This window comes from Streptomyces alfalfae, assembly GCF_004127445.1.
GTDB classification, from domain to species: Bacteria; Actinomycetota; Actinomycetes; order Streptomycetales; family Streptomycetaceae; genus Streptomyces; species Streptomyces alfalfae.
On record NZ_QEXM01000025.1, the window covers coordinates 175,901 to 196,817 of the forward strand.

A 20,917-nucleotide genomic window follows, 5' to 3' on the forward strand; every position below is an offset into this window, starting at 1 on the left:
GCGGGGTGAGGACGAGGACGCCGCCCGCCGCGGCGCAGGCGCGGACTCACCGGTCTCAGAGCATGGCGGGCAGCGGCATCCGGACGCCCACCCGGGTCCGCGTGGCCACCAGCTGGCCCTCCTGCGGATACGCGTGCCAGGTCCGCCACATCACGGACCCCTCCTGCCGCTGCGCGAGCAGGGCGGTGAAGGCGTGCGGGCTGCCGGGGAACACTCCGGCGAGGCCGTGCGGGTGCTCGGCGACGAGGGCCAGCAACTCCTGGGCGCGGCCCGCGAACTGGCCGCGCGAGAGCTGCTCGACGCGCGCGGCGAACTCGTACTCCCACTCGCCCACGCGCTTGGAGACGCCCAGCGGCAGCGGGGTGCTGCTGCCGGGGATGCAGGCCACGGTCTCGGAGCAACTGCCGTGCTCCTGTTCCAGGAGGACCTGGTGCGAGGCGCCGAGGAGCCTTAACTCCACCTGGGCGTCCGCCAGTTCGAGTGCGAGGGTGGCGAGCGCGGGCAAGGGCTCGCGGCCGAGAGCCCATGCGAGGTCCTCGGCGCGCGTGTCGGAATAGACAGTCTTCAAGGTCGTGAGCATGGGTCGGCTCCGCTGACACGCAAGGGAAGTGGGACCGGCGCACCGGATCGGACCCGGGACACCGAAATACCGGCTCGTGCCCACGAGCACGTCACCTACGGGTGTCCCGGGTGCGGACCCTGAAACGTGTGACGGACCTCTGAGGGCGGTGCTGGACGAGGGAATCATGGTCGACGACACTGCCACAGCACTTTTACCCAACTTCGTGGCCTTTCCATCCCATGGGGGACCACGCAGTTCATCTGTTCAATGCCCCTCGTTCCCCACGGGACCTCGAACGCGCCCCGCCGGGCCGGTACGGCACCGCGGCCACCGCCCCGGCGCCCGCCACCCCGGTCATCGAAGCGCCCGGCGGAAGTTGACGTCCCCGCCGGGCACTCCTCGGGATCGGTGGACCAGCTGCCCCGTGTCAGCTGCCTCCGCCGCACCCTCCCCCGCCACCCCCGCACGAGGACCCGCCCCCGCACGAGGATCCGCCGCCGCACGAGGAACCCACGGAGTGCCCGGCGCTGGTGTCGCCGGCCCACCAGCTGCCCCCCGCCGCACCGCTCGACGCACCGCCCGCGCGCGCGCCCGCGCGCTTCCCGCCGCCGCCCCTCCGGCGCCCGGCCACCACGGCCAGCGCCGCGATGAGCACCCCGATGAAGAGGAAGGTCCCGGTCATGGCCACCACGCTCCTTCTCGCCCCCGCGAAGCTGGTCCCCCCGTGGGCCTCGCTCCTCGCGTGACAGGGGGATGCCCGGGCCGGTCGGCCCCCAAAGCAGAGTTGAGCAAGTCCAGAGGTTCGGAGCAGGATGGCGGCCATGACCTCCACTTCCGGGAGCGGGCGCCCGTTGCTCAACCGCCGCCTGACCGAGTTCGGTACGACGATCTTCGCCGAGATGTCCGCCCTCGCGGTGTCCACGGGCGCGATCAACCTGGGCCAGGGCTTTCCGGACACCGACGGCCCCGAGGCCGTCCGGGAGGCGGCGGTGCGGGCGCTGCGCGACGGCCGCGGCAACCAGTACCCGCCGGGCCCCGGCGTCCCCGAGCTGCGCACGGCCATCACCGGGCACCAGCTGTCCCGGTACTCCCTGACGTACGACCCCGACCGCGAGGTCCTCGTGACGGCGGGCGCGACCGAGGCCATCGCGGCGTCCCTGCTGGCCCTGGTCGAGCCGGGCGACGAGGTCATCGCCCTGGAGCCCTACTACGACTCGTACGCCGCGTCCATCGCGCTCGCGGGCGGCACGCGTGTGCCCGTCACCCTGCGGCCCCGCGAAGGCCGCTTCCGCCTCGACCTGGACGAGCTGCGCGACGCCGTCACGCCGCGCACCCGGCTGCTGCTGCTCAACACCCCGCACAACCCGACCGGCACGGTCCTCACCCGGGCCGAGCTGGCGGAGATCGCGCGGCTCGCCGTCGAGCGCGACCTGCTCGTCGTCACCGACGAGGTCTACGAGCACCTCGTCTTCGACGACGCCGAGCACATCCCGCTCGCCTCCTTCCCCGGCATGCGCGAGCGCACGGTCACCATCGGGTCCGCGGGCAAGACGTTCTCGTTCACCGGCTGGAAGGTGGGCTGGGTGACGTCGTCGCCGGAGCTCGTCGCGGCGGTCCGCTCGGCGAAGCAGTTCCTCACCTACGTGGCTTCGGGGCCCTTCCAGTACGCGGTCGCCGAGGCGCTCGCGCTGCCCGGCTCCTTCTTCGAGGACTTCCGTGCGGACATGCGGGCCAAGCGGGACCTGCTCAGCGAGGGCCTGGCGGCCGCGGGCTTCGAGGTCTACCGCCCGGCGGGCACGTACTTCGTGACGACCGACATCCGCCCGCTGGGCGAGAGCGACGGCTTCGCCTTCTGCCGCGCCCTGCCGGAGCGCGCCGGCGTCGTGGCCATCCCGAACGCCGTCTTCTACGACCACCGCGAGGAGGGCGCCCCCTTCGTCCGCTTCGCCTTCTGCAAGCGGACCTCCGTCCTCCAGGAGGCGGTCTCCCGCCTCAAGGCGCTCGCGGCCTGAGACGGCACGGCCACGGCACGACGAGAGCCCGGCCCGGGGCGGTGTGACCGCCCCGGGCCGGGCTCTCGCGCATTACGGGCCCTAGGCCTCGTCGTCGCCCGGCTTCTCGCCCTCGGCGGAGTCCACCTCGGACTCCAGGCCGAGCTGCTCGACGAGCCAGCGGTCGAACTCGATCGCGGCACGCACCCAGCTGACCGTCGAGGACACGAAGTGCTCCAGGGAGACTCCGGTGCCGATCAGCATCTGGGCCTCGCCGATCAGGCGGACCGTGCCGTCGTCGTGCGTGTGGCTGTAGACCTTCGGCCACAGCGTCCGGCGGTTCCAGTCGTCGATCGACTCCAGGAGCTGCTGCTTCTGCTCGATCTGGTGGGGCCGGTCGTAGAACGTCCGCACCGAGAAGACCTGCTGGTCGTCCTCGCCGCGGAACATGAAGTACGTGCGGAACTCCTCCCACGGCGCCGCGAGGTCACCCTCGTCGTCGACGACGTGCTTGAGCTCCATCTGGTCCAGGAGCTGCTTGACCAGGTCCTGGTCGGGGACGACGGGGCCCGCCGGTCCTGCTCCCTGCTGCGGTTCGGGCTGGCCCCCGAAATTCGGAATCGAGGACGGGTCGATGCTCACGTGCTGTGTCCCTTCGTATGGATGGGGCCCATCCTCTCCCAGGATGGGCCCCCGGGGGCAAGCCCGACTCCCGTGTTACAGGGACTTGCCCGTGGGTGAACCAGTCACCGTAGGTGAACCGGACGCCGGGCCCACGATCAGCCCGTCCTCGAACCTGTCCACCCGCACGGTGTCGCCGTCCCTGACCTCGCCCGCGAGGATCTCCTTCGCGAGGCGGTCGCCGATCGACGTCTGGATGAGGCGGCGCAGCGGGCGCGCCCCGTACGCCGGGTCGTTGCCCTCGTCCGCGAGCCAGGCCAGCGCCTCGGGGGTGACCTCCAGGGTGAGGCGCCGCTCGGCGAGGCGCCTGGCGAGGCGGTCGATCTGGAGCCGGGCGATGTGCGCCAGCTCGTCCTTGCTGAGCGCCGAGAAGACCACCAGGTCGTCGAGCCGGTTGAGGAACTCCGGCTTGAAGGAGGCCCGCACCACTTCGAGCACCTGCTGGCGCTTCTCCTCCTCCGAGGACAGCGGCTCCATCAGGTACTGGCTGCCCAGGTTGGACGTCAGGACCAGGATGGTGTTCCGGAAGTCCACCGTCCGCCCCTGCCCGTCGGTGAGGCGCCCGTCGTCGAGCACCTGGAGCAGCACGTCGAAGACCTCGGGGTGCGCCTTCTCCACCTCGTCGAGCAGCACGACGCTGTACGGACGCCGCCGCACCGCCTCGGTGAGCTGGCCGCCCTCCTCGTAGCCGACGTAGCCGGGGGGCGCGCCGACCAGCCTGGCCACGCTGTGCTTCTCGCCGTACTCGCTCATGTCGATGCGGACCATGGCCCGCTCGTCGTCGAAGAGGAAGTCCGCGAGGGCCTTGGCCAGCTCCGTCTTGCCGACGCCGGTCGGGCCGAGGAAGAGGAAGGAGCCGGTGGGCCTGTCGGGGTCGGCGATGCCCGCGCGGGTGCGCCGCACCGCGTCGGAGACGGCCCGCACGGCCTCGGTCTGCCCGATGAGCCGCTTGCCGAGCTCGTCCTCCATGCGCAGGAGCTTCTGCGTCTCCCCTTCGAGGAGGCGTCCTGCGGGGATGCCGGTCCAGGCGCCCACCACGTCGGCGATGTCGTCGGGGCCGACCTCCTCCTTGACCATGGTGTCCTTGGCCTGCGCGGCCTCCTCCTCGGCCTCCGAGGCGGCTTCGAGGTCGCGCTCCAGGGCCGGGATCTCTCCGTAGAGCAGCTTGGAGGCGGTGTCGAAGTCGCCGTCGCGCTGGGCGCGCTCGGCCTGGCCGCGCAGCTCGTCCAGCTTCTCCTTCAGGGCGCCGACGCGGTTGAGGGACTGCTTCTCCTTCTCCCAGCGTGCGGTGAGGCCGCGCAGCTCCTCTTCCTTGTCGGCGAGGTCGCGCCGCAGCTTCTCCAGGCGCTGCTTGCTCGCCGGGTCGGTCTCCTTGCTGAGCGCCAGCTCCTCCATGCGCAGCCGGTCGACGGCGCGCTGGAGCTCGTCGATCTCCACCGGGGAGGAGTCGATCTCCATGCGCAGGCGGGACGCGGCCTCGTCGACGAGGTCGATGGCCTTGTCGGGCAGGAAGCGGGAGGTGATGTACCGGTCGGAGAGCGTCGCCGCGGCCACCAGGGCGCTGTCGGCGATCTGCACCTTGTGGTGCGCCTCGTACCGCCCCTTGAGCCCGCGCAGGATGGCGATGGAGTCCTCGACGGACGGCTCGGCCACGAGCACCTGCTGGAAGCGGCGCTCCAGGGCGGGGTCCTTCTCGATCCGCTCGCGGTACTCGTCGAGCGTCGTGGCGCCGACCATGCGCAGCTCGCCGCGGGCCAGCATGGGCTTGAGCATGTTGCCCGCGTCCATCGCGGAGTCGCCGCCCGCGCCCGCGCCGACGACGGTGTGCAGCTCGTCGATGAACGTGATGATCTGCCCGTCGCTCTCCTTGATCTCGGAGAGGACGGTCTTGAGCCGCTCCTCGAACTCGCCGCGGTACTTGGCGCCCGCGACCATCGCGCCCAGGTCGAGGGAGACGAGCCGCTTGTTCTTCAGCGACTCCGGGACGTCCCCCTTCACGATCCGCTGGGCGAGGCCCTCGACGACGGCGGTCTTGCCGACACCGGGCTCGCCGATGAGCACGGGGTTGTTCTTCGTACGGCGGGACAGCACCTGGACCACCCGCCGGATCTCCTGGTCCCGCCCGATGACCGGGTCGAGCCGGCCCTCGCGGGCCGCGGCGGTGAAATCGGCGCCGAACTTCTCCAAGGCCTTGTACTGGCCCTCGGGGTCGGGTGTGGTCACCCGGCGCCCTCCCCTTGTCGTCTCGAACGCGTCCAGCAGCTTCTTGTCGGTGGCCCCGTGCTTCGCCAGCACCTCACCGGCCTGTCCGCCCTTGGCGGCGATGCCGATCAGCAGGTGCTCGGTCGAGAGGTACTCGTCCCCGAGCTCCTTGGCGCGCCGCGAGGCGTCGGCGATGACGGCGAGGAGTTCCCGGTTGGGCTGCGGCGGGGCCACGGTGGACCCGGTCACGCTGGGCAGCGCGGCGAGGATCCGCTCGGTCTCGGCGCGCACGGCCGCCTGGTCGGCTTCGACCGCCGCGAGCAGGTCGGTGATGTTCTCGTTGTCTCGGCGGTCTCGCCCTTCCAGCAGCGCCAGCAGCAGGTGCGCGGGCGTCAGGTCCGCGTGCCCGTCGTGCACGGCGCGGTCACCGGCCGCGTTGATCGCTTCCCGGCTCCTGTTGGTCAGCTCTGCGTCCACGTGCGCCTCTCCTCCTTACGTCCGGCCACTCACCCGGGCCTACGAGTACCCCGTACCGCCCGTCCACACTGACTACGTCAACGTGCATAAAGTTGAGTCTATTCCACTCAAGGCAGGACGGGTAAGGCCGGGCGGCTATGTTCCGGACCATGAGCCCGAACCCACCGAGCAGACAGGTCGACCCGCGCGACCCGCCCGAGCCCTACCTCAGCTTCTGGCGCGAACGCCACCTGTGCACCTTGACGACCCCGCGCCCGGACGGCTCCCCGCACGTGGTGCCCGTCGGCGTCACGTACGACCCGGCGGAGGGCGTGGCACGGGTGCTCGCGCGCAGGACGAGCCGGAAGGTCGCGCACGTCCTCGCGGCGGCGGACAACGGGGCCGGCCCCGGGGCGCGGGTGGCGGTGTGCCAGTTCGAGGGGCGTCGCTGGGCCACGCTGGAGGGCGTCGCGACGGTCAGGACGGAGCCCGCGCTGATCGAGGCGGCGGAGCTGCGCTACGAGGAGCGGTACGGGCGCAGGCCGTCCCCGAACCCCGAGCGCGTCCTGATCGAGATCCGGGTGACGCGGGCCATGGGCAAGGCCTGAGACGACCCGGTGACGCCGGCGCGAAGGAGCGCACACACCACAGCGGCGCCACCGTGTTCAGGTCCACGGTGGCGCCGCTGCTGGGGGAAGTGCCTGCGCGATTTACAACGACGGGGGAATCGCGTCAGGCACTGCGGGGGGTGGCTGTGATGCTGTCGGACACGTCGATCTCCTCCGGGCCCTGACCGCCGACGATCCGGTGGTCGCGCCGGTCGAGATTGACGAAGACCATGCCGTACCTGATGGCACACCGCACGGGCTGGGGCGCCCCGCGCGGCCGCCGGAGGCAGCGGTAGGCGCGGATCTCCTCCTCGTCGTCACGGGTGACGACGATCGGTTCACCGAGCAGGGTCACCATCAACGAGTCACCGCGGTGGGGGATCGCGGTCACCAGGTCGATGAAGTGCCAACCGGAGCGGTAGGCCGTGGCCATCTCGCGGCGGAAGGTGCGGTCGTCGGGGGGAGTGCTCACGCCCGGCCGCCCTTCGGGAGCACATTCCACGACAGATCCGACTTCGGCACGGCCACTGTCGCCACATCCGCCGGCTGGCTGTTCCAGGAGAGATCGAGAATGGTTACCCCGCCCAAGGCCAGCCCTGCGGAGAAGGTGGTGACAAGCACCGAGCGAAGCATGCGCTTAAACATGATCGGCTTCGTCCTCACTTGGTAGGTTCCTCTCCCCCGGCACAAGAAGACGATGTCTCAATTGAGCACGTCAAAGCCACAGGGTCGATGCATCATGTTCCTGCACGTTCAGGACCCTGGGGGGTGGAGATTTGATTACAACAAGCACTAAACCGGCACATCCCCACCCCTCGACCCCGCTCTGCGGTGAGGGTGCGAAGCTTTACGCCAGCGCGTTGAGCAGTGGCCGCCTGGCGCGGCGGGAGGCCGAGAACGCGCCCTGCCTGCTCGAATCCAACCTGCTGCACCCGGATCCGGACGACGGCGACTGGTTGCGCCCCATCCCCGCGTCGGCGGCCCTCGCACAACGCCTCAATCCGATCGAACGGGAAATACAGGACCGCCGACGGCTCGCCGTACAGCTGACCGATCTGTTCGAGCCATTCATGGCCATCACCGCGCGCACGGAACCGACAGGTCACTCGATAACCGTGCTGGAGAACGACGGGCACATCGACGCCGCCATCGAACGGGCCACGGCCGAATGCCGCTACGAGATCCTCACGGCCCAGCCCGGCGGCGGCCGCAGCGAGGACTCGCTCACGGTGGCGCTGCAACGCGGCCAGACCGTGCTCGACCGGGGCATCACCATGCGCACCCTCTACCAGCACACGGTCAGGCACAGCCAGGGCACCCTGGCGTACGCGGCGCGCATGGCCAGCGGCAACGTCCACATCAGGACCCTGGAAGAGCTGATCGACCGGCTGATGATCTTCGACCGCACGGTGGCGCTCATCCCCGCCCGCGAGGACCGCCAGGTCGCCCTGGAACTGCGCCACCCCGGCCTCGTCGAGTACCTGGCCAAGGTGTTCGAACACCAGTGGAGCAAGGCGACGCCGCTGCTCGACGAGGTGCCGTACGCCCCCTCCACCGACGGGATCACCGGCGTCCAGCGCTCCATCGCCAAGCTCCTCATCGAGGGCCACGTCGACGAGGCCATCGCGCGCAGGCTCGGCATGAACGTCCGCACCTGCCGCGCCCACATAGCCAAGATCGCCGCGGCCCTCGGCAGCGGCAGCAGGGCCCAGCTCGGCTACCTCATCGCGCAGTCGGGCATCCTCGACCAGGGCCGCCCCAGGTGACGGGCCCTCAGCCCGTCACCCACTCCGTGAGCAGCGCCTCACGCTCGGCCGTGCGCGGGGTTCCGCCCTCGTGGCGGCGGCCCCACTCCGACATCGCCGCCAGCGTCGTGTGCAGGGTGGCCGCGCCCTCCGTCAGGCGGGCCAGGAGCGCGCGGGAGAGGTCGTACTCCCGCTGGGAGTAGCCGATCGCCGCCGCGGTGTACGCCGTCAGCTCCGTCTCACCGCCGGGCCCGCCGACCCGCAGCGTCATCAGCGGCGCCTCGTCGTGGCCGCCGAGGCCCAGCGTCAGGACCATGTCGACCGCCGCGCCGACATGGCGCTTCAGCGTCTTGACGGGGACGTCGTCGACGGTCAGCGACCGCACGTCCTCCCAGAGCAGCAGCCCGGACTGCTCCTCTCCGAGGGCGAGCACCCCGTCCGTCGTCAGCCGCACCCCGTCGGCGAGGCCCGACGGCTTCGCGCCCACGTACACGTCGCCCTCGGCGATCCAGAACAGTCCCACCATGGCCATGACGCTCCACCCCCGCTTCCCCCGGCGCCGCTTCCCCCGGCGCCAATGATCACTTCAGGTCGACAGTACGCAACGCGCGCCGGGGCCGGGAGGTTCCCACCTCCCGGCCCCGGCGCGTCCGCGGAACTACCCGCCCGCCTCAGTCCGTCGCCCGCTTGGGCCGCCAGACCACCAGCGCGCTCGCCTGCTGCACGTCCTGGTACGGGACGAGGTCGCGGCGGTACGACGCGTGCACCGCCGCCTCGCGCTGCTGCATGGCGGCGGCCGCCCCCTCCACGGCCGCGGACAGCTCCGCGACACGTGACTGGAGCGCGGCGACCTGGTTCTCCAGCTCGATGATCCGCTTGATGCCGGCGAGGTTGATGCCCTCCTCCTGCGACAGCTGCTGCACCGTGCGGAGCAGCTCGATGTCACGGGCGGAGTACCGCCGGCCGCGGCCCGCCGTGCGGTCCGGGGAGACCAGACCCAGGCGGTCGTACTGGCGCAGGGTCTGCGGGTGGAGGCCGCTGAGCTGGGCGGCCACCGAGATGACGTACACCGGCGTCTCGTCGGTGAGTTGATACGCGCTACTGAATCCGGACTGTCGACGACGGCCGTCCATCTCATGCTCCCTTCGCGGCCTTGAACAGGTCTGCCCGCGGGTCGTCGCCCGCGGTCGCCTCGCGGTAGGACTCCAGGGCTTCCTTCGCGGAGTCGGACAGGTCGGTCGGGACCGACACCTCCACCGTCACGAGCAGATCGCCCCGGGTGCCGTCCTTGCGGACCGCGCCCTTGCCGCGGGCCCGCATCGTACGTCCGTTGGGCGTGCCGGACGGCAGCTTCAGCGTGACCGGCGGACCGCCGAGCGTCGGCACCTTCACCTCGCCGCCGAGGGCCGCCTCCGGGTACGTCACCGGCACCGTGACCGTCAGGTTGTCGCCCTTGCGGCCGAAGACCGGGTGACTGTCGACGTGGACCACGACATACAGGTCACCGGCGGGGCCACCGCGCTCACCCGGAGCACCCTTGCCGCGCAGCCTGATCCGCTGGCCGTCGGAGACGCCCGCGGGGATGCGCACCTGCATGGTGCGGGACGACTTGGCGCGTCCCGAGCCGCCGCAGACGTCGCAGGGGTCCTGGGCGATCAGGCCCCGGCCCTTGCAGTCCACGCACGGGTCGGTCAGCGAGAAACCGCCGCCGCCGCCCCGCGACACCTGGCCCGTGCCGACGCAGGTCGGGCACACGCGGGGCGTGCCGTTCTTGTCGCCGGTGCCGGAACAGGCCTTGCAGGCCGCCTGGGAGGACATGCGGAGCGGCACCGTCGCGCCGTCCACCGCCTCCGTGAAACTCAGCGTGACCTCGGACTCGATGTCCTGGCCGCGCCTCGGCTGCGTACGCGTGCCGGCTCCGGCACCCGCGCCGCCGCGGTTGAACAGGCCCCCGAAGACGTCACCGAGGCCGCCCCCGAAGCCGCCGGCCGCACCGCCGCCTCCTCCGCCCGGGGCGCCGCCTCCGAAGAGGTCGCCCAGGTCGAAGTTGAACGATCCGCCGCCGGCCCCGGGGCCCTGCCGGAACCCGCCGTTGCCGAAGAGAGCACGCGCGTCGTCGTACTCCTTGCGCTTCTTGGGGTCACCGAGGACGTCGTTCGCCTCGGAGATCTCCTTGAAGCGCTCCTCCGCCTTGACGTTTCCCTTGTTGGCGTCCGGGTGGTTCTCGCGTGCGAGCTTCCGGTACGCCTTCTTGATCTCGGCCTCGGTGGCGTCCTTGGGGACGCCGAGGACCTTGTAGTAGTCCTTCTCGATGAAGTCCTTGGTGCTCATCCCCGACGTCCCTCCTCACTCATGTCGTGACCGTCAGCCCTCGTCCGGGCCACCGGTCTCCTTCTCGTCCGCCTTCTCCGCGGCCGCGGAACCCTCGGACTCCTCGCCCTTGACGGTCTGCGCGCCGGGCTGCGGCTCGGCGACGGCCACCCGCGCGGGGCGGATGGTGCGCTCGCCGATGCGATACCCCGGCTGCAGGATCGCGACGCACGTCGTCTCCGTGACGTCCGGTGCGTAGCTGTGCATCAGGGCCTCGTGGATCGTCGGGTCGAAGGGCTCGCCCTCCTTGCCGAACTGCTGGAGGCCCAGCTTGGCGACGACCGTTTCGAGCGACTCGGCGACCGACTTGAAGCCGCCGACCAGCTCGCCGTGCTCACGGGCGCGGCCGATGTCGTCGAGGGTCGGCAGCAGCTCGGACAGGAGGTTCGCCGAGGCGATCTCCTTCACCGCCACCTTGTCGCGCTCCACCCGACGGCGGTAGTTCTGGTACTCGGCCTGCAGCCGCTGGAGGTCCGCGGTGCGCTCGTTGAGCGCGGTGCGCACCTGGTCCAGCTGGGCGGTCAGGCCGGTCACGCCCGAGTCCTGCGCGGACGTCTTGCTCTCCGTGTCCCCGGCCGGGGCCGCCGGGCCCTCCTCGCTGGAGGGCTCGGCGGCCTTCGGCGCCGCGTCGTCAGAGGTGGCGCCGGAGGGGACGTCAGACTTGTCGGCGTTCTCGCCGAAGCCCGGGGTCTCCTCGGTCATCAGGCGGCGCCACCCTTCTGGTCCTTCTCGTCGTCGACGATCTCGGCGTCGACGACGCCGTCATCGTCCTTGGCCTGCTCGCCGCCGGGGGCCGCGCCCTCGGCGCCACCCGCGGCCTGCGCTCCCTGGGCGTCGGCGTACATCGCCTGGCCCAGCTTCTGCGAGACGGCGGCGACCTTCTCCGTGGCGGTGCGGATCTCGGCCGTGTCCTCGCCCTTGAGCTTCTCCTTCAGCTCGCCGACGGCTTCCTCGACCTCGGTCTTGACCTCGGCGGGAACCTTGTCCGCGTTGTCCGTGAGGAACTTCTCCGTCTGGTAGACGAGCTGCTCGCCCTGGTTGCGCGACTCGGCGGCCTCGCGGCGGGCGTGGTCCTCGTCCGCGTACTTCTCGGCCTCCTGGCGCATGCGGTCGACCTCGTCCTTCGGCAGCGAGGAGCCACCGGTGACGGTCATCTTCTGCTCCTTGCCCGTGCCCAGGTCCTTCGCGGTCACGTGCATGATGCCGTTGGCGTCGATGTCGAAGGAGACCTCGATCTGCGGGACGCCGCGCGGGGCCGGCGGAAGGCCGGTCAGCTCGAACATGCCGAGCTTCTTGTTGTACGCCGCGATCTCGCGCTCGCCCTGGTAGACCTGGATCTGGACGGACGGCTGGTTGTCCTCGGCCGTCGTGAAGATCTCGGAGCGCTTCGTCGGAATCGTGGTGTTCCGCTCGATGAGCTTGGTCATGATGCCGCCCTTGGTCTCGATGCCGAGGGACAGCGGGGTCACGTCGAGGAGCAGGACGTCCTTGACCTCGCCCTTGAGGACACCGGCCTGGAGCGAGGCGCCGATGGCGACGACCTCGTCCGGGTTCACACCCTTGTTGGCGTCCTTGCCGCCGGTGAGCTCCTTGACGAGCTCGGCGACGGCGGGCATGCGGGTGGAGCCGCCGACGAGAACGACGTGGTCGATCTCGGAGAGCTGGATGCCCGCGTCCTTGATGACGTTGTGGAACGGCGTCTTGCAGCGCTCCAGGAGGTCGGACGTGAGCTGCTGGAACTGGGCGCGCGTGAGCTTCTCGTCCAGGTGCAGCGGGCCCTCGGCGGACGCCGTGATGTAGGGCAGGTTGATCGTGGTCTCCGTGGAGGAGGACAGCTCGATCTTGGCCTTCTCGGCCGCCTCGCGCAGGCGCTGGAGCGCCATCTTGTCCTTGGAGAGGTCCACGCCGTGGCCGTTGTTGAACTGCTTGACCAGGTAGTCGACGACGCGCTGGTCCCAGTCGTCACCACCGAGGTGGTTGTCGCCGTTCGTGGCCTTCACCTCGACGACGCCGTCGCCGATCTCGAGGAGCGAGACGTCGAAGGTGCCGCCACCGAGGTCGAAGACCAGAATGGTCTGGTCGTCCTTGTCGAGGCCGTAGGCAAGAGCGGCGGCGGTCGGCTCGTTGACGATGCGCAGGACGTTCAGGCCCGCGATCTCACCGGCCTCCTTGGTGGCCTGGCGCTCCGAGTCGTTGAAGTACGCCGGGACGGTGATGACCGCGTCGGCGACCTTCTCGCCCAGGTACGCCTCGGCGTCGCGCTTCAGCTTCTGCAGGATGAACGCCGAGATCTGCTGGGGGTTGAACCCCTTGTCGTCGATGTCCACCTTCCAGTCGGTGCCCATGTGGCGCTTGACCGACCGGATGGTCCTGTCGACGTTGGTGACCGCCTGGCGCTTGGCCACCTCGCCGACCAGCACCTCGCCGTTCTTCGCGAAGGCGACGACGGACGGCGTGGTCCTGGCGCCCTCGGCGTTGGTGATGACGGTGGGCTCGCCGCCTTCCAGAACGCTGACGACGGAGTTAGTCGTGCCCAGGTCGATGCCGACCGCACGTGCCATTTCGGTTCCTCCAGATGTACTTCTTGAGTGGATCTGACTCAAGCATGCATGGTCGCCGCGCCCGCGTCAACAGAAGTGAGTCTTGGAGGCTCAACTCTTATCCCTTGCTTACGCGCAACCTGGGCCCCCTTCCGGGGCCCGCATCGGGCTGCGGGCGCGTCGCGGCTGGTAGCGCGGTCCCCCGCGACCCCGACGGGGCGCACCTCGGCCCTGGGCGCGACGCGGCAAGGGTGGCCTGAGCGACGCAGATCACCGCGTTGCCGGGTGCGGCGGGGCCGCTTAAATGGGTAGTCTCAGACGGACTGCATAAGTTACCGCTTAGTAATAGTCCGCGTAATAGTTCGCCTCGCAGGCCCGAGGAGCCCCCAAATGCAACTCGCCGCGATCATCGTGTCGCTGGTCCTAATCGCGGTCGGCGTCGCGCTGTTCGGCCGTGCCATCGTGCAGATCTACCGGTTCGTGCGGCTCGGCCAGCCCGTGCCGGCCGGGCTGCGGACCGACAATCCCTGGCAGCGCACCGTCACCGTGGTCAAGGAGTTCCTCGGCCATACGCGTATGAACAAGTGGGGCATCGTCGGCTTCGCGCACTGGTTCGTGGCGGTGGGCTTCTTCTCGCTGCTGCTGACGATCGTGAACGCCTTCGGCCAGCTCTTCCAGGCCGACTGGATCCTGCCGGTCATCGGCGACTGGGCGCCGTACAACGTCTTCGTCGAGTTCATCGGCACGATGACCGTGCTCGGCATCCTCACGCTGATCGTCATCCGGCAGCTGAACCGCCCCGACAAGCCGGGGCGCAAGTCGCGCTTCGCGGGCTCCAAGACCGGCCAGGCGTACTTCGTCGAGACCGTCATCCTCATCGTCGGCGTCTGCATCTTCACGCTGCACGCCCTGGAGGGCGCCCAGCACCACGTGGACTCCTACGAGGCGTCGTTCTTCATCTCGTACCCGGTGGTCTCCTGGTTCGAGGGCATGGACACCGCCACCCTCCAGAACCTCACGTACTTCTTCGCCGGCCTGAAGATCGCGACCTCCTTCACCTGGATGATCGTCGTCGCCCTGAACACCAACATGGGCGTGGCCTGGCACCGCTTCCTGGCCTTCCCGAACATCTGGTTCAAGCGCGAGGCGAACGGCGGGACCGCCCTCGGCGAGCTCCAGCCGATGACGTCCGGCGGCAAGCCGATCGACTGGGAGGACCCGGCCGAGGACGCCGTCTTCGGCGTCTCCCAGGTCGAGCAGTTCTCCTGGAAGGGCCTGCTGGACTTCTCCACCTGCACCGAGTGCGGCCGCTGCCAGTCGCAGTGCCCCGCCTGGAACACGGGCAAGCCCCTCTCCCCCAAGCTCCTGATCATGTCGCTGCGCGACCACGCGCACGCCAAGGCCCCGTACCTGCTCGCGGGCGGCGGCAAGACGATGGAGGGCGACGAGAAGGCCACGGCCGAGCAGCTGGCCGATGTGCCCGCCGCGGCCCTGGCCGAGGCCGAGCGCCCGCTGATCGGCACCGTCGAGGAGAACGGCGTCATCGACCCGGACGTCCTGTGGTCCTGCACCACGTGCGGCGCCTGCGTCGAGCAGTGCCCGGTCGACATCGAGCACATCGACCACATCGTCGACATGCGCCGCTACCAGGTGATGATCGAGAGCGCGTTCCCGTCCGAGGCGGGCACGATGCTCAAGAACCTGGAGAAGAAGGGCAACCCCTGGGGCCTCGCCAAGAAGCAGCGCCTTGAATGGCTCAAGGAGCTGGACTTCGAGGTCCCGGTCGTCGGCAAGGACATCGAGGACCTCACCGAGGTCGAGTACCTGTACTGGGTCGGCTGCGCGGGAGCCCTCGAAGACCGCGCCAAGAAGACGACGAAGGCCTTCGCGGAGCTGCTGAACATCGCGGGCGTCAAGTTCGCGATCATGGGCGGCGACGAGAAGTGCACCGGTGACTCCGCCCGCCGCCTGGGCAACGAGCCGCTGTTCCAGCAGCTCGGCCAGGAGAACGTCATGGCGCTGAACATGGCGTTCGGCGAGGAGCTGGACGACGACGGCAAGGTGACGCCGGAGACGGCGAAGCCGAAGTCGGCGAAGAAGATCGTCGCGACCTGCCCGCACTGCCTCAACACGATCGGCAACGAGTACCCGCAGCTCGGCGGCGACTACGAGGTCATCCACCACACGCAGCTCCTCCAGCACCTGGTGGACGAGGGCAGGCTGGTCCCGGTGACCCCGGTCGAGGGCATCATCACGTACCACGACCCGTGCTACCTGGGCCGTCACAACAAGATCTACACGCCGCCGCGCGAGATCATCGGCAAGGTCCCCGGGCTGCGCAACGAAGAGATGCACCGCCACAAGGAGCGCGGCTTCTGCTGCGGCGCCGGTGGCGCCCGGATGTGGATGGAAGAGCGCATCGGCAAGCGCGTCAACACCGAGCGGGTCGACGAGGCGCTGTCGCTGAACCCCGACATCGTGTCGACCGCCTGCCCGTTCTGCCTGGTCATGCTGACCGACTCGGTCAACGGCAAGAAGAACGACGGCAAGGCCAAGGAGTCCGTCCAGGTGGTGGACGTCGCACAGCTCCTGCTCGACTCGGTGAAGACGCCGCTCGACCCGGCGGGCGACGAGGAGGCGACGGACGCACCGGAGCCGGAGCCGGTGAAGTGACGCCGTAGCGCCGCCGTTCGGCCGTGACGGGCCGGTCCCCCCCCTCTCGGGTGGGACCGGCCCGTCGTGCTTCGTCGGGCCACGCCCGCCGCCGGCTCCGTCAGCGCGCGAGGACGCCGAACTCGGTGGCCGTGCCGACCCCGGAGCCGGCCGGCGGTCGCACGACGCGCGTGGGGGAGGAACCGGCGAGCCTGCCGGACTTCGTGCCGACCGACCAGACCTGCGGGGAGGCCGCCCGGACCGGGACGGCGATCTCGGGCTGCTTGTCGTTGTTCAGGTCGGTGGCCTTGAGCTGCGTGGGGACGCGGTAGGCGCCGGCCGGGGTCGGCAGGCCGCGCGCGTCGTGGGCGTAGAACGCGGAACCGGTGCCGGTCAGGCCCCTGGACGAGCCCTTCAGGACGTACAGGCCCCCGCCGGTGTTCCGGCACTCCTCGCAGTCGGGCCTGCCCTCACCGGGGGCGCCGACGACCAGGTCGGCGTAACCGTCCCGGTCCAGGTCGGCCGCGGTGACGGACTGGCCGAAGCGGTCACCCCGCCGCACGCCGCCCTGGATGCCGGGGCTGTCCTGGGTGAACATCCGCATGCCGCGGTTCGCGTCCACGCCCGTGGCCGAGCCGTAGTTGACCCGGACCACGCCCGCGTCCTTCTCCGTGTCGAGCACGGACTCCCCGTCGCCCACCGCGATGTCGCCGTAGCCGTCCTTGTCGAGGTCCGCGACGGCCACGCTGGTCCCGCCGCGCACGGTGACCGGGGTGAAGCGCAGGCCGGAGGCCCCGCCGAGGAGGACCCTGCCCCGCGTGTGCCTCTCGCCGAGGACGACGAGGTCGTCGATGGACCCCTTGTTGACGCGGCCCACGGCGATCTTGTCCTGTGCCGCCTCGTCGTAGACGGGGTAGTTGCGGCCGATATCGATCTTCCGCATCGCGGCGGGCGTGCCGTCCGCCGTGAAGGGGCCCTTGAAGAGGCGCAGCGAGGTGGAGTAGCCGACGACCAGGTCGGTCTTCCCGTCGCCGGTGAAGTCACCGGCCTTCAGGACCGAGCCGAAGCCGGGCCGGTTCAGGGGGTCGGCCATCCGCGTGCCGTCCTTGAGGCCGGTGGCGCTGCCCCAGAGCAGGCCGACCTGTTCGTCCCCCGTGCCCACGGCGAGGTCCGCGTAGCCGTCGGCGTTGAAGTCGCCGCTGGTGAGGACCTGCCCGAACCGCGCGTTCCCGGTCGGGTCGCCCGGCACGCCGGGGCTGTCCTGCGTGATGGCGCGCAGGCCGGTCTTCTGCGCGCCGTTCCTGCCGCCGTACGAGACGGTGACGTACCCCGCGGCCCCCACCTTCGTGGTGGACCCGTCCGTGCCGGTGACGTCCACCGCGGCGTCCGGAGCGCCGAGGGCCAGGTCGTGGTAGCCGTCGCCGTCGAAGTCGTCGGAGTACCGGGTGGCCGCGGGGCCCGCGGGGGCGGCCTCAGCCCGGGTGCCGGTGGCGGCCAGCAGGCCTCCGGCGAGCGTGGTGGCCGCCGCGGCGACCGCGATGGCGTGACGGATGTGGCGTCGCACGTCCGGTTTCCCCCTAGGAAGTCGATCAGAGATACGCCTTCAAGACCTTCGGTGCGCTGGAACGGTTGTGCGGATCTTCCCGCCCGCGACCACGCCCGCCTTCCTGCCCGCGAGCACGCCCGCCTCCCTGCCCGCGACCACGCCCTTGCCCGCGCCATCGCCGGGCCGTCGGGCCGCCGGGCCGTCGGGTCGTGGGGTCGCGGGGGTCGCCGGGCCGTCGGGTCGTGGGGGCCGCCAGGCCGTGGGGATCGCCGGGCCGTCGGATCATGGGGTCGCCGGGTCACGGGAGTCGCCGGGCCGTCGGGTCGTGGGGTCACGGGGTGCCCGGCCGTCGGCGGCGACGTGACGCAGAAAGCACCCCGCGGCCCTTATCCCGCACGCGGAGCGAGAGCATCATGGGCGGGTTGTTGTCCGCCGAGGCTTTCGGGGTTGGTGAGGGGCATGCGCGGTGCCGGGGTACGAGGGGCGAGACACGGCGGTGTGGGACGCCGCGCGAGACGCCGTACGGTCGCGGGGGCGGCCGCCGCCCTGAGCTGTGTCCTGCTGCTCACCGGCTGCGGCGGCGGCCACGACGACGACGGCGACAAGGGCTCCGGCGACCGGGCCCTCGGTCTGGCGGCGGGCAAGGGCACCCCGCGGCAGCCGGTCCCGCGCGGTGACGGCAGCAAGGTTGACGACGACTTCAACGGTGACGGCGCCCGTGACCTCGTACTCGACGACCTCGTCCACCGCGACCACGGCGACGACGCGGGCATCGGCATCGTCTACGGCGGCGAGGACGGCCTCGTGCCGGGCGCCCGGCAACTGCTCAGCGCGCACGCCAACGGGGCCCGGACCAGCGGCGAACTGCCGGCCGCCTTCGAGTCGGAGGCCTCCTGCGACCTGGACGGGGACGGCTTCAGCGATCTCCTCGTGTCCACCGACCCGCCCTACGACGGGCAGGGCCGCCCGCCCGTGCCGCTGCAGATCCTCTTCGGCTCGCCCAAGGGCCTGGCCGGCAAGGCCGTGAAGCTGCGGGTCCCGGACCGGGCGCGCTTCGGCAACGACTGGCCCGACCAGCCGGTCTGCGGCGACTTCGACGGCGACGGCGCGAACGACCTCGTGCTGCACGCCAGCGGGGCCCGGATCTCCTTCCTGCGCGGTCCGTTCAAGCGGACGGGCGCACCGCGCGCGGCGGACGCCCCGACCACCGCGCCCGGCAACAACCTCGTGTCCGGCCGCGCCACGGACGTCGACGGCGACGGCTACGACGACGTGCTCGTCCGCAAGGCCGCGGGCCCGTCGGGCGCCGCCGCCAGTGCCGTCGTACTCGGCGGCGCCGAAGGACCCGGCGAGACCGGGGTGCTCCTTCCTGCGGGCACCGACGTCACGTTCGGCCGCTTCGGCAGGGGCAAGGGCATGGACGCGGCCATCGCCACGCCGAAGGGGGTCGCCCTGCGGTATGAGGTGCCGGGCGCTCTGCGGGGGTCGCTGGAGGCCAAGGACGTGGCCGTGGACGCGGGTGACCTCGACGGGGACGGGATCGCCGAACTGGTGATGAGCGGGGCCGGCAGCGGGTCCGGGGGCGGGGCCGGGGACGTACGGGTCTTCCGTGGCCGTGCGGGCGGGATCGCGTCCAACGCCACCGCCCTCGTCGGGCCGCGCGGCAAGGGCACGACCCAGGTGCTCCAGGTCGCCGACTTCGACGGTGACAAGCGCGCCGACCTGGTTCTGCGGACCTACCGGGGGGACAGCGAGGACACCGTGGGCGTCTATCCGGGCCGAGCGGGGGGCGACCTCGTCGCGCGCGAGCCGTCCGTCAGCTTCTCCACCGAGGAGTTCCTGACCATGGGGTGACGGGGGCCGATGGGGCGCGAGGTCCGCGGGGGGCTGCGGGGGCCGGTGGCGTGCAAGGCCCACAGGAAGCCACGAGGACCGGCGGCATGCAAGGGCCGCGAGACCCGCAGGGAGCCACGAGGACCGGTGGCATGCGAGACCCGCAGGGGACCGCGAGGACCGGTGGCGTGCAAGGCCCGCGGGAGTGCCGGGCCAAGGAGGCTCCTTCACCGGGGCGTTGCCGTCGCACAACCCTTCGTACACCTCGCCCGTCACACAAGCGGAAGCCCGCCCCATCGTCCACTTCCGGGAGTTCCCCGTGCGCGTACGAAACCTGGCCGTCACCGCCTCCGTCGCCGTCCTCGCGGCAGCGGGGCTCACGCTGCCGCTCGCCGGTGTCGCGAGCGCGGCCACGGCCCTGAAGGACGACTTCAACGGGGACGGGTACCGGGACCTCGCGGTCGGGTCGCCCCACAGCAACTCCGTGACCGTGACCTTCGGTTCGGCGGGCGGGGTCTCCGAGGGACGCGCGGTCACCGTCACGCAGGACACCGCGGGGGTGCCCGGGGTCACGGAGGCCGAGGACGAGTTCGGGGAGAACGTCAGCAGTGGCGACGTCGACCACGACGGCTACGCCGACCTCATCGTCGGCGCCCCCGGTGAGCGGGTCGGCGGCAAGCCCTCCGGTTCCGTCACCGTCGTCAAGGGCGGCAAGAACGGCTTCACGTCCGGCGGTCACGTCCTGAACGCCCCGGCCGACACCGGGGGCCGCTTCGGCGAGGCCACCGCCTGGACCGACCTCGACGACGACGGCTCCGCGCAGCTCGCCGTGGTCAGCGGCGACAACTGGTGGTACTACTCCGGAGCCGGCGAGGACGGGCGCGCCCACGGCCTGGAGGTCGACTTCATCCCCGAGGGCATCCGCCTGGAGGGCATGGTCGCGGGCAACTTCAAGGTCGAGGACGGGGTCGGCTTCGTCCTGTACGGCGAGCGCGCCGACGGCGGCGCCTGGACCGCGCACATGAACGGCGGCGTCGGCGACTACGGCTACCTGGCCGAAGTGCTCGGCGAGGGCGACGACCCGACCGCCACCCGCGACGCGGCCACCGCCGGTGACGTGAACGGCGACGGCCGCGCCGACCTGATCACCGGCAACTCCCGCAACGGACGGGGCGGCAAGGGCGGCTCGGTCACCGTGCGGTTCGGCGGCGAGGGGAAGTTCGGCGCCCCCGTCACGTACAGCCAGGCGAGTGCGGGGGTGCCCGGCGCCGACGAGGCGGACGACGCCTTCGGCTCGGCCGTCTCCGCGGGCGACGTCACCGGTGACGGCCTCGCCGACCTCGCGGTGGGCGTGCCCGGCGAGACCGTCGACACGGTCGGGGGCGCCGGCAGCGTCGTCCTCCTGACGTCCGGCGGCGGCGCTTTCACCTCGGGCAAGGCCTGGCACCAGGAGACCGCGGGTGTGCCCGGCGTCGCGGAGGCGGGTGACCACTTCGGCACCTCCGTACGGCTCAAGGACATCAACAAGAACGGCAGGGCCGACCTGTCCACGGGCGCCACGGGCGAGGACATCGGCGCCACCCAGGAGGTCGGCGCCGTCTGGGTCCTGCGCGGCACGGCGAACGGCCTGACCTCGTCCTCCGTCGCCTCCTTCAACGGCACGGACTTCGGCGTCGGCGGGGTCGGCGCGGGCTTCGGCCACACCGTTCGCTGACATCGGCCCACTGCTCG

Annotated in this window: 17 protein-coding genes; 6 read left to right on the forward strand and 11 right to left on the reverse strand. The window is 71.1% G+C overall.

All coding sequences use genetic code 11. The features are described 5' to 3' along the window. Positions 1–55 precede the first annotated feature (55 nt). Complete coding sequence (locus DCW30_RS10315) at positions 56–580, reverse strand: DUF2617 family protein (protein ID WP_076685242.1); 525 nt, start codon at positions 578–580, stop codon at positions 56–58. Between the two features lie 794 nt (positions 581–1,374). Here DCW30_RS10315 and DCW30_RS10325 point away from each other — a divergent pair. Continuing rightward, positions 1,375–2,574: a pyridoxal phosphate-dependent aminotransferase gene (locus tag DCW30_RS10325; protein ID WP_373569058.1), complete on the forward strand. Its 1,200-nt coding sequence runs from the start codon at positions 1,375–1,377 to the stop codon at positions 2,572–2,574. A gap of 81 nt (positions 2,575–2,655) precedes the next feature. Here the strand turns inward: DCW30_RS10325 and DCW30_RS10330 are convergent, their stop codons facing one another. Next, positions 2,656–3,195, reverse strand: a complete 540-nt coding sequence (locus DCW30_RS10330; RefSeq protein ID WP_062774584.1) for a type III secretion system chaperone family protein — start codon at positions 3,193–3,195, stop codon at positions 2,656–2,658. A gap of 75 nt (positions 3,196–3,270) precedes the next feature. Then, the gene (gene clpB / locus DCW30_RS10335; RefSeq protein WP_076685245.1) at positions 3,271–5,913 is read right to left on the reverse strand and encodes an ATP-dependent chaperone ClpB; all 2,643 of its coding nucleotides are present in this window, start codon (positions 5,911–5,913) and stop codon (positions 3,271–3,273) included. A 149-nt stretch (positions 5,914–6,062) separates the two neighbouring features. On the opposite strand from clpB, the gene DCW30_RS10340 reads away from it, so the two are divergent. Next, positions 6,063–6,500 (forward strand): pyridoxamine 5'-phosphate oxidase family protein, encoded by a 438-nt coding sequence (locus DCW30_RS10340; protein WP_076689065.1) that lies wholly within the window; start codon positions 6,063–6,065, stop codon positions 6,498–6,500. Positions 6,501–6,624: 124 nt separating this feature from the next. On the opposite strand, the gene DCW30_RS10345 is transcribed toward DCW30_RS10340, so the two are convergent. Further along, positions 6,625–6,972, reverse strand: a complete 348-nt coding sequence (locus tag DCW30_RS10345) for a Rieske (2Fe-2S) protein (RefSeq protein ID WP_062774579.1) — start codon at positions 6,970–6,972, stop codon at positions 6,625–6,627. Next, entirely contained in the window at positions 6,969–7,145 is a 177-nt protein-coding gene (locus DCW30_RS36655; protein WP_162933571.1) for a hypothetical protein, read from the reverse strand. Before DCW30_RS36655 ends, DCW30_RS10345 begins: the two co-directional genes overlap by 4 nt. A 131-nt stretch (positions 7,146–7,276) precedes the next feature. Here DCW30_RS36655 and DCW30_RS10350 point away from each other — a divergent pair, with 131 nt between their 5' ends. Continuing rightward, the gene (locus tag DCW30_RS10350) at positions 7,277–8,266 is read left to right on the forward strand and encodes a helix-turn-helix transcriptional regulator (protein ID WP_076685246.1); all 990 of its coding nucleotides are present in this window, start codon (positions 7,277–7,279) and stop codon (positions 8,264–8,266) included. 7 nt (positions 8,267–8,273) lie between these two features. On the opposite strand, the gene DCW30_RS10355 is transcribed toward DCW30_RS10350, so the two are convergent. The 5 genes from DCW30_RS10355 to dnaK form a co-directional block, all read right to left on the reverse strand. Further along, positions 8,274–8,777 (reverse strand): hypothetical protein, encoded by a 504-nt coding sequence (locus DCW30_RS10355; RefSeq protein ID WP_076685247.1) that lies wholly within the window; start codon positions 8,775–8,777, stop codon positions 8,274–8,276. 139 nt (positions 8,778–8,916) lie between these two features. Further along, entirely contained in the window at positions 8,917–9,378 is a 462-nt protein-coding gene (locus DCW30_RS10360; RefSeq protein WP_062774569.1) for a heat shock protein transcriptional repressor HspR, read from the reverse strand. Position 9,379: 1 nt separating this feature from the next. Further along, positions 9,380–10,576, reverse strand: a complete 1,197-nt coding sequence (dnaJ, locus tag DCW30_RS10365; protein WP_076685248.1) for a molecular chaperone DnaJ — start codon at positions 10,574–10,576, stop codon at positions 9,380–9,382. 33 nt (positions 10,577–10,609) lie between these two features. Then, positions 10,610–11,317: a nucleotide exchange factor GrpE gene (grpE, locus tag DCW30_RS10370; RefSeq protein WP_062774565.1), complete on the reverse strand. Its 708-nt coding sequence runs from the start codon at positions 11,315–11,317 to the stop codon at positions 10,610–10,612. Continuing rightward, the gene (gene dnaK / locus DCW30_RS10375) at positions 11,317–13,176 is read right to left on the reverse strand and encodes a molecular chaperone DnaK (RefSeq protein ID WP_062774562.1); all 1,860 of its coding nucleotides are present in this window, start codon (positions 13,174–13,176) and stop codon (positions 11,317–11,319) included. Before dnaK ends, grpE begins: the two co-directional genes overlap by 1 nt. 369 nt (positions 13,177–13,545) lie before the next feature. Here dnaK and DCW30_RS10380 point away from each other — a divergent pair, with 369 nt between their 5' ends. Further along, a complete protein-coding gene (locus DCW30_RS10380) occupies positions 13,546–15,828 on the forward strand; it encodes a (Fe-S)-binding protein (protein ID WP_076685249.1) in 2,283 nt (760 codons plus the stop codon). Between the two features lie 100 nt (positions 15,829–15,928). Here DCW30_RS10380 and DCW30_RS10385 read toward each other — a convergent pair whose 3' ends face one another. Beyond that, positions 15,929–17,371, reverse strand: coding sequence for a VCBS repeat-containing protein (locus DCW30_RS10385; RefSeq protein WP_076685250.1), 1,443 nt, complete (start codon positions 17,369–17,371; stop codon positions 15,929–15,931). A 480-nt stretch (positions 17,372–17,851) separates the two neighbouring features. Between DCW30_RS10385 and DCW30_RS10390 the strand changes: the two genes are divergently transcribed. Together DCW30_RS10390 and DCW30_RS10395 are read left to right on the forward strand one after the other, a co-directional pair. Next, complete coding sequence (locus DCW30_RS10390) at positions 17,852–19,207, forward strand: FG-GAP repeat domain-containing protein (RefSeq protein WP_237283401.1); 1,356 nt, start codon at positions 17,852–17,854, stop codon at positions 19,205–19,207. A gap of 298 nt (positions 19,208–19,505) precedes the next feature. Next, entirely contained in the window at positions 19,506–20,900 is a 1,395-nt protein-coding gene (locus DCW30_RS10395) for an FG-GAP-like repeat-containing protein (RefSeq protein ID WP_076689067.1), read from the forward strand. The last annotated feature ends 17 nt before the right edge of the window (positions 20,901–20,917 follow it).

Coding starts and splice junctions, on each gene's coding strand:
- dnaK (WP_062774562.1), bottom strand. CDS start 13,176: ATGGCACGTGCGGTCGGCATCGACCTGGGCACGACTAACTCCGTCGTC.
- dnaJ (WP_076685248.1), bottom strand. CDS start 10,576: ATGAGCACCAAGGACTTCATCGAGAAGGACTACTACAAGGTCCTCGGC.
- DCW30_RS10355 (WP_076685247.1), bottom strand. CDS start 8,777: ATGGCCATGGTGGGACTGTTCTGGATCGCCGAGGGCGACGTGTACGTG.
- DCW30_RS36655 (WP_162933571.1), bottom strand. CDS start 7,145: ATGTTTAAGCGCATGCTTCGCTCGGTGCTTGTCACCACCTTCTCCGCA.
- DCW30_RS10380 (WP_076685249.1), top strand. CDS start 13,546: ATGCAACTCGCCGCGATCATCGTGTCGCTGGTCCTAATCGCGGTCGGC.
- DCW30_RS10315 (WP_076685242.1), bottom strand. CDS start 580: ATGCTCACGACCTTGAAGACTGTCTATTCCGACACGCGCGCCGAGGAC.
- grpE (WP_062774565.1), bottom strand. CDS start 11,317: ATGACCGAGGAGACCCCGGGCTTCGGCGAGAACGCCGACAAGTCTGAC.
- DCW30_RS10340 (WP_076689065.1), top strand. CDS start 6,063: ATGAGCCCGAACCCACCGAGCAGACAGGTCGACCCGCGCGACCCGCCC.
- DCW30_RS10360 (WP_062774569.1), bottom strand. CDS start 9,378: ATGGACGGCCGTCGTCGACAGTCCGGATTCAGTAGCGCGTATCAACTC.
- DCW30_RS10325 (WP_373569058.1), top strand. CDS start 1,375: ATGGCGGCCATGACCTCCACTTCCGGGAGCGGGCGCCCGTTGCTCAAC.